Origin of the sequence: Micromonospora sp. WMMD714, from assembly GCF_029581315.1 — a bacterium.
In the GTDB taxonomy this organism is placed as follows: domain Bacteria; phylum Actinomycetota; class Actinomycetes; order Mycobacteriales; family Micromonosporaceae; genus Micromonospora; species Micromonospora rifamycinica.
In genome coordinates this window covers 783,767-795,647 of record NZ_CP120744.1, presented here as the reverse complement: position 1 = coordinate 795,647, position 11,881 = coordinate 783,767, and the positions used below count along the sequence as shown (strand labels likewise).

General features: G+C 74.1%; 10 protein-coding genes and 1 tRNA gene. 9 read left to right on the top strand and 2 right to left on the bottom strand.

Annotation, left to right across the window (positions count from 1 at the left end):
- The first annotated feature begins 69 nt into the window (after positions 1–69).
- From O7625_RS03615 to htpX, 7 genes are all read left to right on the top strand, one after another.
- Positions 70–768 carry a 4Fe-4S binding protein gene (locus O7625_RS03615; protein WP_282344284.1) on the top strand — a complete coding sequence of 233 codons (699 nt, stop codon included), beginning with the start codon at positions 70–72 and terminating at the stop codon, positions 766–768.
- Complete coding sequence (locus tag O7625_RS03610) at positions 765–1,373, top strand: NADH-quinone oxidoreductase subunit J (RefSeq protein ID WP_282344282.1); 609 nt, start codon at positions 765–767, stop codon at positions 1,371–1,373. Before O7625_RS03615 ends, O7625_RS03610 begins: the two co-directional genes overlap by 4 nt.
- Before the next feature lie 49 nt (positions 1,374–1,422).
- On the top strand, positions 1,423–1,860 hold the full coding sequence (gene nuoK / locus O7625_RS03605) for an NADH-quinone oxidoreductase subunit NuoK (RefSeq protein WP_282344280.1): 438 nt from the start codon (positions 1,423–1,425) through the stop codon (positions 1,858–1,860).
- Positions 1,857–3,770 (top strand): NADH-quinone oxidoreductase subunit L, encoded by a 1,914-nt coding sequence (locus O7625_RS03600; protein WP_282344279.1) that lies wholly within the window; start codon positions 1,857–1,859, stop codon positions 3,768–3,770. Before nuoK ends, O7625_RS03600 begins: the two co-directional genes overlap by 4 nt.
- Positions 3,767–5,299 (top strand): NADH-quinone oxidoreductase subunit M, encoded by a 1,533-nt coding sequence (locus O7625_RS03595; protein WP_282344276.1) that lies wholly within the window; start codon positions 3,767–3,769, stop codon positions 5,297–5,299. The genes O7625_RS03600 and O7625_RS03595 overlap by 4 nt, the downstream gene beginning before the upstream one ends.
- A 31-nt stretch (positions 5,300–5,330) precedes the next feature.
- Positions 5,331–6,815: a proton-conducting transporter membrane subunit gene (locus O7625_RS03590; RefSeq protein WP_282344273.1), complete on the top strand. Its 1,485-nt coding sequence runs from the start codon at positions 5,331–5,333 to the stop codon at positions 6,813–6,815.
- 155 nt (positions 6,816–6,970) lie between these two features.
- Positions 6,971–7,849, top strand: a complete 879-nt coding sequence (gene htpX / locus O7625_RS03585) for a zinc metalloprotease HtpX (RefSeq protein WP_282344272.1) — start codon at positions 6,971–6,973, stop codon at positions 7,847–7,849.
- Between the two features lie 114 nt (positions 7,850–7,963).
- On the opposite strand, the gene O7625_RS03580 is transcribed toward htpX, so the two are convergent.
- Complete coding sequence (locus O7625_RS03580; RefSeq protein ID WP_282344270.1) at positions 7,964–9,181, bottom strand: hypothetical protein; 1,218 nt, start codon at positions 9,179–9,181, stop codon at positions 7,964–7,966.
- A gap of 201 nt (positions 9,182–9,382) precedes the next feature.
- On the opposite strand from O7625_RS03580, the gene O7625_RS03575 reads away from it, so the two are divergent.
- The gene (locus tag O7625_RS03575; protein WP_282344268.1) at positions 9,383–10,642 is read left to right on the top strand and encodes an MFS transporter; all 1,260 of its coding nucleotides are present in this window, start codon (positions 9,383–9,385) and stop codon (positions 10,640–10,642) included.
- Between the two features lie 139 nt (positions 10,643–10,781).
- On the opposite strand, the gene O7625_RS03570 is transcribed toward O7625_RS03575, so the two are convergent.
- On the bottom strand, positions 10,782–11,276 hold the full coding sequence (locus O7625_RS03570; RefSeq protein WP_282344267.1) for a YajQ family cyclic di-GMP-binding protein: 495 nt from the start codon (positions 11,274–11,276) through the stop codon (positions 10,782–10,784).
- Between the two features lie 148 nt (positions 11,277–11,424).
- On the opposite strand from O7625_RS03570, the gene O7625_RS03565 reads away from it, so the two are divergent.
- Positions 11,425–11,508 (top strand) — tRNA-Tyr (locus O7625_RS03565).
- Positions 11,509–11,881: the final 373 nt, after the last annotated feature.

The following is an 11,881-nucleotide window of genomic DNA, read 5'->3' as shown; positions in this document are numbered from 1 at the left end:
CGCGCACGCCGTGGTCACAGGGCAGGATGACCCCATGAGCGAGCGCGGCGGGCGAATCGGGGCGACACGGTGAGCGAGCGCGGCGGGCTTCCCGGCGAAGGACTGGTGAAGGGGCTGGCGGTCACGTTGAAGACGATGACCCGCCGGTCGACCACCCAGCAGTACCCGGACGTCGCCCCCGAGCTGCCGCCCCGCTCCCGGGGCGTGATCGCACTGCTGACCGAGAACTGCACGGTCTGCATGCTCTGCGCCCGGGAGTGCCCCGACTGGTGCATCTACATCGACTCGCACAAGGAGGAGGTGGCGGTGGCCGGCGCGGCCCGTCCCCGCCAGCGCAACGTCCTCGACAAGTTCGACATCGACTTCTCGCTCTGCATGTACTGCGGCATCTGCATCGAGGTCTGCCCGTTCGACGCCCTCTACTGGTCGCCGGAGTTCGAGTACGCCGAGTACGACATCAAGGACCTGCTGCACGACAAGGACCACCTCGGCCAGTGGATGGCCACCGTGCCGCCACCGCCCGCGCACGACCCGCACGGTGAGCCGGCCAAGGAGGAGACCACCGCCGCGCGCAAGGCCGCCGCCCCGACCAGCTCCGCCGCCCGCCCCACCGTGGTACGCCCCGAGCCCGCTCCCGCCACCCCCCGCGCCTCCGCCCCGCGCACTGCCGGCCCGGCCGCCGCCCGCGACTCCGACCCGGCCGGGTCCGGCGTCGAACCGGCCGCCCCCGAGCCCGGCCCCGCCGACGACGGAGGTGCCCCCCGGTGACCGGTGCGGACGTGCTGCTGCTCGCCCTGGGCGCGGTGGCGGTCGGGTCGGGGGTGCTGGTGGTCGCCACGAAGCACCTGGTCCGGGCCGGCCTCTACCTGGTGCTCTGCCTGGGCGCGCTGGCCGGCGACTACCTGGTGCTCACCGCCGAGCTGGTCGCCTGGGTGCAGGTGCTGATCTACGTGGGCGCGGTGGTGGTGCTGCTGCTGTTCGCGGTGATGCTGACCCGTGCCCCGATCGGGGCCTCCGACGACCTGGACCGGCCGGGCTGGCCGGCGGCCCTGATCGGCGGCGGCGTCGGGTTGGGCCTGACCGCGCTGCTGGTCGACGCGTTCCGCTGGTCGACGGTGGACCTGCCGGCGGCGGGCACCGCCGAGGGCATCGGCGAGCAGGTGTTCCGCTCCTGGGTCCTGCCGTTCGAGGTGCTGTCGGTGCTGCTGCTGTCCGCCCTGGTCGGCGCGGTCGTCCTGTCCCGTCCGGACATCGGCCGCCGCCCCGACGCCGCCCCCTCGGACCGCCCCGCCACCCCCGTCACCCCGCCGGCCCGGCCCGCGCCGGCCGCCGAGGACCGGTCCACCCTCGGTAACAGGGGTGTGGTCCGGTGAGGAGTGAGCCGGGTCTGCGGGCCCCGCAGTCGCGAGCTGAGGTATTCCGGTGAGGCCGGTCATCCCCTATGTCACCGCCGCGCTGCTGTTCGGCCTGGGCGTCTACGGCGTGCTGCGGCGGCGCAACGCGGTGCTGGTGCTGATGGCGGTGGAGCTGATGCTCAACGCGGTCAACCTGATCCTGGTCACCGCCGACACCACCGTGCGGGCGGTGCTGCCGCACTCCGGGCAGGTCTTCGCGCTCTTCGTGATCGTGCTGGCCGCCGCCGAGATCGGTGTCGGGCTGGCCATCGTGCTCCAGCTCTACCGGCTGCGGGCCAGCGTCACCGTCGACGACGTGCCGCTGACCGAGCCGGCCGGCGACCTGGCCAGGTCCGGATGGTCCGTCGACCGGCTCGGGGGCGGGCCGGGCGTGGACCGGGCCGTATCGTCCGTCGACCGGGCCGGGGTCGGGCCGGGCGGCGAGCGGACCGGGGTCGACCGGTGACCGGGCTGCTCGGGGCGGCGCTGCCGGCCGTACCACTGGTTGCCGGGTTGCTCGGGTTGCTGCTGCCGCCGGCACCGCGTGGGGCGACCACCGGGGAGGGCGCGGCCCGGCGGGCGGCGATCGGCCTCGGGGTGGCCGGCGCGGCCGGTGCGCTGCTGGTCGCGGTGCTGCTGCTGGTCCGGCTCGGCGACCCGGTGGAGACCAGCACGACCTGGATCGACCTGGGCGGGCTGCGGGTCACCCTCGGGGTACGGCTGGACGGCGTCGCCGGGCTGGTCGCGGTCGCGGTGGCGGCGGTGGCGCTGGCGGTGCAGGTCTACTCGGTGGCCTACCTGCGGCGCGGCCCGCACGACGACGTCGAGGTGGACCACCGTTACCCGCCCTACGCCGCGCAGATCAGCCTGTTCACCGCCGCGATGCTGCTGGTGGTGGTGAGTGGCGACCTGATCCTGCTGCTGGTCGGCTGGGAGGTGATGGGCCTCTGCTCGTACCTGCTGATCGCCCACGACCGGCGGCTGCCCGAGGCGCCGGCCGCCGCGATGAAGGCGTTCCTGGTCACCCGGGTGGGTGACGTCGGGTTCCTGCTCGGCATCGCGCTGCTCGGCGTCTCGGCCGGCAGCTTCCGGATCGCCGACGTGCTCGCCCACGACCACGCCACCGGCACGCTGACCGCCGCCTGCCTGCTGCTGCTCGCCGGGGTGGCGGGCAAGAGCGCCCAGTTCCCGCTGCACACCTGGCTGCCGGACGCGATGGCCGGCCCGACCCCGATCTCCGCGCTGATCCACGCCGCGACCATGGTCGCCGCCGGGGTGTACGCGGTGACCCGGCTCTATCCGCTGTTCACCCGGGCGCCGGTGGCGCTGGCGGTGCTCGGGGTGCTCGCCTCGGTCACCCTGCTGCTCGGCGCGTTCGCGGCCACCGCCCAGGACGACCTGAAGCGGGTGCTCGCCTGGTCGACGGTCTCCCAGCTCGGCTACATGACCGGCGCGCTCGCCGTGGGTGCCCCGGCTGCCGCGCTGTTCCACCTGCTCACCCACGCCGCGTTCAAGGCGCTGCTGTTCCTGGCCGCCGGTGCGGTGATCCACGCCGTCGGCACCACCCTGCTGTCCCGGATGGGTGGGCTGCGCCGGAGCATGCCGGTCACCTTCTGGTGCACCCTGATCGGCCTGGGCGCGCTGGCCGGGGTGCCGCCGCTGTCCGGTTTCTGGAGCAAGGACGGCGTGCTCGCCGCCGCCGGGGCCGCCGCGCTCGACGGCACCGGTCCCGCCCCGGCCTGGGTCGGTTGGCTGGTCTGGCTGGCCGGCCTGCTCGGGGTGCTGCTGACCGCCGCGTACGCCACCCGGCTGCTGCTGCGCGCCTTCTTCGGCGAGCCCCGGCTGCCGCTGCTGCACCCGCACGACCCGCCGGCTCTGATGCGTTGGCCGGTGCTGCTGCTGGCCGTCCCGGCGGCGCTGCTCGGCCTGGCGGCGTTCTGGCCGCCGTTCGCCGACCGGCTGCGCGGCACCGCCGCCGACGTCGAGCTGGTCCACCTGGCCCCGGCGGTGCTGCTGCCGCTGGTGTTGCTGCTGGCCGGGGCGGGGCTGGCCTGGGCCGGCTGGCGGCGGGATCCGGCCGCCGACCCGGCGCGTGCGCTGGGTCCGCTGCGGCCGGTGTTCGCCCGCGCCTTCCGCCTCGACGACCTGCAACACACCCTGGTGGTACGCCCCACGACGGCGCTCGCCCGGGTGACGCGCACCGGCGACGAGGTGGGGGTGGACGGGCTGGTCGAGGGGATCGGCCGGGGCGCCACCGCGCTCGGTGCCGGGCTGGCCGCGCTGCACCGGGCGGCGCTGCCCCGCGCGACGGCGGCGGTGCTGGCCGGTGCCCTGCTGATCGGCCTGGCCGCCGCCCTGATCGGAGGGTCCTCATGAGCTTTGGGCAGGTCCTGCTGGTCGCGGTGTTGGCGCTGCCGGCGGTGGGGGCGGCGCTGGTCGCCGTGGTCCCCGGGGAGCGGACGGCCCGGCTGCTCGGTACGGCGGTCGCCGGGTTGACCCTGGTCGGGGCGGTGCTGCTGGTGCTCGGCGACCACGGCTGGTTCGGCTACGGCCCGGCCCCCGCCGTGCAGCCCTGGCACGGGGTCGACCTGCCCTGGGTGCCCGGCCTCGACCTGCGCTTCCACCTCGGGGTGGACGGCATCTCCTGGCCGCTGGTGGTGCTCACCGCGCTGCTCACCCTGCTCTGCTGCGGCTACACGGTGCGCCGGGTGCCCGAGGGCGGTGGCAGCGGCCGGGCGCTGGTGGCGCTGCTGCTGGTGGTCGAGGTGGGCATCCTGGGCACCTTCCTGGCGCTCGACCTGGTGCTGTTCTTCGTCTTCTTCGAGATCGTCCTGCTGCCGATGTACGCGATCATCGCCGGCTGGGGTGGTACCGGTACGGCCGGCTCGTCGGCACGGGACGCGGCCCGGGCGGCGGCCCGCAAGTTCGCCCTCTACACGCTCTTCGGCTCGGTGCTGCTGCTGGTCGGCGTGTTCGTGGTGGTGGCCGCCGCCGGCACCGCCGACATCGTGGCGCTGACCGGTGGGGCGGGGCTGTCGCGGGGCACCCAGTTGGCCGCGTTCACCCTGCTCGGCCTGGCGTTCGCGGTGAAGGCCCCGCTCTGGCCGCTGCACTCCTGGCTGCCCGACGCGCACACCCAGGCACCCACCGTCGGCAGTGTCGTGCTCGCCGGGGTGCTGCTCAAGATGGGCACGTACGGCCTGATCCGGGTGGCGGTCGGGGTGGCCCCGGAGGGTGCCCGCTGGGCCGCGCCGGTCCTCGGGGTGCTGGCCGTCGCGGCGATCCTGGTCGGCTCGCTGGTCTGCCTGGCCCAGGACGACCTCAAACGGCTGATCGCCTATTCCAGCGTCGGGCACATGGGGTTCGTGCTGCTCGGGGTGGCGACGCTGACCGCCACCGGCATCCAGGCGGCGCTGATCGGCAACGTGGCGCACGGGGTGATCACCGGGCTGCTGTTCTTCCTCGCCGGGGCGGTCAAGGACCGGGCGCACACCGGGGCGCTGGCCGAGCTGTCCGGGCTGCGGGAGACCGCGCCCCGGCTGGCCGGGCTGCTCGGGTTCGCGGCCGTCGCCTCGCTCGGCCTGCCCGGGTTGGCGGGCTTCTGGGGTGAGGCGTTCGCCGTGGTCGCCGCCGTCGAGCGGGGCGGGCCGCTGTGGACCACGCTGGGAGTGCTGGCGGCGGTCGGCGGGGCGCTAACCGCCGCGTACTTCCTGCGGCTGTTGCGTCGGGTGACCCACGGTCGGCCGAGTCCCGTCGTCGGCCGGTTCGGCCCCGGCCTGGCCGGGGTGGAGCTGACCGCCTGGGTGCCGCTGGTCCTGCTCGCCCTGGCCGTCGGCCTGGTGCCCACCCTGGTGCTCGGCTACGCCACCGGCCCGGTGGACGCCCTGGTGGCGGTGGTCCGGTGACGTCCGCAGTCACGAACGGAGGTGGGTACCGGTGAGTGTGGTGCAGAGCGTCGACAACGTGGCGTTGCTGCCGGCGTACCTGGCGGCCGGCACCGCCGTACTCGTGCTGCTGGCGGATCTGCTGGTGGGCCGGGCCGGCGCGACGGTGGCCGTGGCCGGCGTGGGCGTCGTCGCCACCGGGGTCGGCGCGGTGGCGGTGGGCGCGGCCGGCACCCGGCGGACGTTCTGTGCCGGTGCCGACTGCTCGTGGGTGTTCGACGGCCGGGCGGCCCTGATCGCGGGGGTCTTCGCCCTGCTCACGCTCGGTGTCCTCGGGCTGTCCGGGCCACTGTTGCGCGGCGGTCCGACGCCGGTCGGCGAGTACTGCTTCCTGCTGGCCTGCTCGATGACCGGTGGCGTGGTGCTGGGCGCGGCCGGTGACCTGATCACCCTGATCGTCGCCCTGGAGACCCTGACCCTGCCGCTGTACGTGCTGGTGGGCCTGCGTCGGGGCAGCCTGGCCAGCGCCGAGGCGGCGGTCACCTTCTTCGTGGTGAGCGTGGTGGCGACGACGGTCACCCTGCTCGGCGCGGCCCTGCTCTACGCGGCGACCGGCGGCCTGCACCTGGACCGGCTCGGCGGGCTGCTGGCCGACTCGCCCGACCTACCGTTGATCCCGGCGGCGGTGGCGCTGGTGGTGCTCGGGCTGGCCTTCAAGGTGGCCGCGGTGCCGTTCCACGCCTGGGCGCCGGCCACCTACGACGGCGCTCCGCTGCCGGTGGCGGCGTACCTGTCCACCGCGTCGAAGCTGGGTGGGGTGGTGGCCCTGCTGGCGGTGGTGCAGCGGGCGCTGCCGGCCGAGGTGACCGGCCCGGTGCTGGCCCTGCTGGCGGTGCTCACCATGACCGTGGGCAACCTGGTGGCGCTGCGCCAGCGGCGTACCGTCCGGTTGCTCGCCTGGTCGTCGGTGGCCCAGGCCGGCTACATCCTGGCCCCGCTGGGGGCGCTGGCGCTGGCCGCCGGCCGGGCCGGGGACGTCCGGGCCGGGGTGTACGCGGCCACGGTGGCGTACGCGGTCTTCTTCGTGGTGGTGGAGCTGGCGGCGTTCGCGGCGCTGGTGGCGTTGCGCCCGCCCGGGGCGGACGGCGGCACGGTGGCGGACCTGCGCGGGGCGGCCCGACGGCGGCCCTGGGTCGGGGCGGCGTTGGCGCTGGCCCTGGTGGGGCTGGCCGGGCTGCCGCCGGGGTTGGCGGGGTTGTTCGCCAAGGTGACGGTGGTCCGGGCGCTGCTGGACGGCGGCGCCGGCTGGCTGGCCCTGGTGGTGGCGCTGAACGCGGTCATCGGCCTGGCCTACTACCTGTGCCTCGCTGCCACCCTGTACGCCGATCCGGTCCCGCTGCCGACCAACCCGGCCTCCGCCGGGGAGCCGGCCGGTCGGGTGGCCTGGCCGGTCACCGTGGCGCTGGCCGGGGCGACCGCGCTGGCCGTGGTGATCGGTGTCGTCCCCCAGGTGGTGCTGGACCTCGCCGCCCGTTGACCTGGTGTCCCGGGTCGTCCCCGGTGTCCGGTCCGTCCAGCCGGTTCACAGCTTCTGTCAGTCAACTGCCAGTCATGAGCAGGATGGTTGACGGGTACCGGTGACGTTGTACCGGTCAGCGGGTCCGGCGCGACCCGCGCACCGAAGGAGCGATCGTGCATCACAACCGTCTGAAGACCGCCGCGTTGCTGGGCCTGCTGACGTCGCTGATCCTCGCGGTCGGCTACTGGTTCGGCGGAAGCGGCGGACTCGTCATCGCCGTCGTCGTCTCGTTGCTGATGAACGGTGTGACCTACTTCTTCTCCGACAAGCTGGCGTTGCGCTCGATGAAGGCGCAACCGGTCAGCGAGGCACAGTTCCCCGCGCTGTACCGGATGGTCCGGGAGCTGGCCACCGAGGCCGGGCAGCCGATGCCCCGGCTGTACGTCAGCCCCACCGCGCAGCCCAACGCGTTCGCCACCGGTCGTAACCCGGCCAACGCGGCGGTCTGCGTCACCCACGGGATCACCGAGATCCTGGACTACCGCGAGCTGCGCGGGGTGATCGGTCACGAGTTGTCCCACGTCTACAACCGGGACATCCTGATCTCCAGCGTGGCGGCCGGGCTGGCGGGCATCATCACCATGTTGGCGAACCTGGCGTTCTTCATCCCGCTCGGCGGGAGCAACGACGAGGACGGCCCGAACCCGGCGGTGCTGCTGCTCACCATCATCCTCGGCCCGATCGCGGCCACCGTGATCCAGTTGGCGATCAGCCGGAGCCGGGAGTTCCAGGCGGACGCCTCGGGCGCGCAGCTCACCCGGGATCCGTTGGCCCTGGCCAGCGCCCTCCGCAAGATCCACCTGGGTACCCAGGCCCGGCCGTTGCCCGCGCAGGGCCAGCTCACCAGCACCGCGCACCTGATGATCGACAACCCGTTCAAGCGGGGTGGCGGCATCGCCGCGCTGTTCTCCACCCACCCCCGGATGGAGGAGCGGGTGGCCCGGCTGGAGCAGATGGCCCGCAACGCCGGTCCGGTGCAGTTCCAACGCTGACCGGGGCCCGCCGCCCTCCGACGACACCGGCCGCGCCCGCGTCCACCCGGACGCGGGCGCCGCCGCATCGTCAGCGGTGCCGGGGAAACAGGGACAAGATGGCGGGGAACGCGGTCAGTGGGCGGAACGGGCCGCCTGCGGGCCGGCGTCGACCGGCAGCCGGTCCGGGCGGGTCAGCAGCACCACGACCAGCAGCACCACCCCGGCCAGCAGGTACGCCACGGCGGGACCGAACAGCGCGGCCGTCGAACCGAGCACGAAGATCCCGCAGCCGGCGACGACGATGTTGGCGGCCACGATGGTCGCCTCCACCTGCCCCATCCGTTCCACCGGGGCCAGCCGGGCAAAGGTGGCCTGCGCACCGATCAGCCAGCCGCCACCCGCGCCGATCAGCGCGTTGGCGCAGGCCAACGCCCAGACCGGGGCGTGCGCGGCGACCAGGACGCCGGCCAGCAGCAGCGCCCCGGCCAGCGCGGCGACCATGGCCACCTGCCCGGCCAGCCGGCTCAGCCAGGCGCACCGCCCCACCACCAGCACGAAGATCGCACCGCCCAACGCCGACGAGGCCAGCACCACGGGCCGCCAGCCCCCGTCGGCGAGGTCCGGGGCCAGCGTCTCGGGCAGCGCGCCGGAGAGCACCGTGCCGAGGGTGAGCAGGGCGACACCGCGCAGCACCGGGTGGCCGGCGATGGTCCGGACCCCGGCGGTGGCCGGCGGGCGTCCCCGGTGCCGCTGCTGCCCGGTCGGCAGCCCGGCGAGCACCACCGCCGCGACCAGGAAGGACACCAGGTCGATCAGGAGCGCCACCCGGGGGCCGAGCGCCACCGTGATGCTCGCCCCGGCGAGCAGGCCGGTCACCTGGCCGACCTGGTTGGCGAAGGCGGACAGGCCGAACAACGGCAGCCGGAGCGGGGCGTCCACCGCCTCGGCGGCGACCGCCACGTTGACGCTGGAGTAGGCGGCCCGGACCGCGCCGAGCAGCCCGGCGGCGACGATCGCCGGCACCGGCCGGGGCACCGCCAACGGGACGGCGATCAGCACCGCGCCGGCCACCGAGAGCCAGACCAGCAGGGTCCGCCGGGCCGGCACGTCCAACCAGCCGCTGAACACGGTGGCGACCAGCAGGGCCGGCAGGGCGCGGGCGGCGTACACGGCGGCCGGGCCGAGGACCGACTGCGTCTGGTCGTACGCGAGCAGCAGCAGCGCGGCGAGCCCCACGAAGTCGCCCAGCTCGGAGATGCCCCGGGCGGTGACCAGCCGGGAGGCCACCGGATGACGGAACAGGGCCAGGTAACCGGGTGTCGGCGCGAGCCGTTCGTCGGCGTCGGTCATCGGCTCGGCCGGACCTCCCTGCGGCGTGGGGGACGATGGAAAACGGCACATCTATCTGGCTCGATCAGCAAATTACCCTCTCGTCGCCACCGGATCAGCGGCCCGGGGTGTGAGTGAATCGACCATTCGCGGAACGACCTGCGGCGTTAGGGTCTACAGGGTTCCGAGTCGTTACCTGATCGTCTCCTTGGAGGTGTCCCCGTGGCCGCACTGCGCCAGTACCTGGGCGTCTGGCGGATCCCCGGGGCGCCGCTGCTGCTGCTCCTCGGCGTCGTCGGTCGGCTCGGCATCGGGATGACCCCGCTGGCGTTGCTGCTGGTCGTGGAGCAGGTGACCGGCCGGTACTCGCTCGCCGCCGTGGCCGGTGGCATCTACGCGCTGTCCGGTGCCGCGCTGAGCCCGGTCGCCGGCCGGATCGCCGACCGGGTCGGCCCCACCCGGGTGCTGCTGGTCACCGCCGTGGCGCACCCGCTGGCCCTGGTCGGGCTGCTCGGGGCGAGCCGCGCCGACGATGCCGACCTGCGCCTGATCTACCTGGCTGCCGGGCTGGCCGGGGCCACCTACCCGCCGCTGACCGCCGCCATCCGGGGGGCCTGGAACGAGCTGACCGGCCCGACGACCGGCCGCTACCAGCTCCGGAACACCGCACTGGCCGCCGAGACGACGCTGTTCGAGGTGGTCTTCGTGCTCGGCCCGCTGCTGGTGGCCGCCTTCGTCCTGCTGGCCGACGCCGCTGCCGCACTGCTCGGCGCGGCCGTCGTGACGCTGGTCGGCACCGCCGGGGTGGCGCTGGGCCGGGTGATGCGCGCCTGGCGGCCACACGCCCGGGAGCACCACGCCCGGGGGCTCGGCCCGCTGCGGGTGGGTGGCTTCCCGGCCCTGCTGGTCTGCGTGGCGAGCCTCGGCATCGCGTTCGGCGCGGCCGGGGTGATCGTGCCGGCGTTCGCCGGCAACCAGCCCACCGACGACCCGCAGAGCCTGGCCGGTCTGCTGCTCGCCGTCTGGGGGGTGGGCAGCGCCGTGGGCGGTTTCTGGTTCGGGGTACGCCGCCCGGCGGCCAACATGACCCGCCAGTTCGCCTGGCTGCTCGCGGCGGTGGCCGGCACCCTGGCGATCTTCGCGGTGATGCCCGGCCCGGTGTCCCTCGGCGTCGCCCTGGTGATCGGCGGGGCCACCATCGCCCCCGCGCTGACCCTGGAGAACACCCTGGTCGGGCGGATCACCCCGACCGGCATGCTCAACGAGGCGTACACCTGGGTGGTGACCATGTCGGTGGCGGCGAGCGCGGCCGGCGGCGCGGTCGCCGGCCTGATCGTCGACCATGCCGGCGGGGTGCCCTGGGCGTTCCTGTTCGCGGCCGGCGCGGTCGGCGTCGGGGCCGCCGTCGCGGCGCTGCCCGGCGGCCCGATCGCCCGCGCCGAGGCCGCTGCCACCCGCGCCGAACACCCCGTCACGGTCTAGACCGCACCCCCCGGGGTACGCGGCACAGCAGTCTTACCGGACACGCGCCTGGCCCTCTTCCGGGGTGTGCGCCCGGGGCGCGTGCGTCGGGCGGCCGTCCCCGTCGGGGACGGCCGCCCGGCCGTGCCTGCCTACCGGGTCAGCGGTAGTTGGTGAACTGGAGGGCCAACCCGAAGTCCTCGCCCTTGAGCAGCGTGATGACGGCCTGGAGGTCGTCCCGCTTCTTGCCGGTGACCCGGAGCTGGTCGCCCTGGATCTGCGCCTGGACGCCCTTCGGACCCTCGTCGCGGATCTTCTTGCTGATCGCCTTGGCCTTGTCGGACTCGATGCCCTGGATCACCTTGGCGTCGATCTTGAAGATCTTGCCCGAGCCCCGGGGCTCACCCGCGTCCAGGGACTTCAACGAGATGTTCCGCTTGACCAGCTTCTCCTTGAACACGTCCAGGGCGGCGGCGACCCGCTCCTCGGTCTCCGCCTGGAGGCTGATCGCCTCCTCTCCCGACCAGGAGATCTCGGCGCCGGTGCCACGGAAGTCGAACCGCTGGGCAAGCTCCTTCTCCGTCTGGCGAAGGGCGTTGTCGACCTCCTGCCGGTCGACCTTGCTCACGATGTCGAACGACGGGTTCGCTGCCATGCTGATGCTCCTGCTTGTCCGGCGGTCTGTCAGGGTCGTCGCCGGGCTGACCAGCCCCACGACCCTCTGACGGTACCCGGTTGCCACACCCCCGGGGGCGACCGCTATCCTTGCTCCGCTGCCGCGTTACGGCGTGGTGGCACGCCCTGGCGGGTTGCCCGAGCGGCCAATGGGAGCGGACTGTAAATCCGTCGCGAAAGCTACAGAGGTTCGAATCCTCTACCCGCCACCAGGTGCGACAAGGGCCCCTGACCAGCAGAGATGCTGATCGGGGGCCGTTGTCGTTTGTCTGGTCGAGTCCGGCTGAGTCCAGCCCGTTGACGACTGGTTGTGGGCATCGTCCTGCCGCTGAGGGCTCTTCTAGGGCTGTGAACGCTGCGATTGTGTCTGGTCCTGGCCTGGCTAAATCCGTGCCTGTGCCGATCGGCCGAGGGTCTGCGGTGAGGTGTCGCCGGCTGCGGGAGACGGGCCGGGGGCAAGCCAGTCCCGGGGTTGGACTGGCGCGGCAGTCGGAAGCCCTGACCGTCGATGAGGCCGACCGATTTGGCTTCCGCACCGCTTGGCCGTGACGGTGCCGCCGGCTGGATCAACAGACTCGGGGCGGC

Coding starts and splice junctions, on each gene's coding strand:
- O7625_RS03595 (WP_282344276.1), top strand. CDS start 3,767: ATGAGCTTTGGGCAGGTCCTGCTGGTCGCGGTGTTGGCGCTGCCGGCG.
- O7625_RS03570 (WP_282344267.1), bottom strand. CDS start 11,276: ATGGCAGCGAACCCGTCGTTCGACATCGTGAGCAAGGTCGACCGGCAG.
- O7625_RS03580 (WP_282344270.1), bottom strand. CDS start 9,181: ATGACCGACGCCGACGAACGGCTCGCGCCGACACCCGGTTACCTGGCC.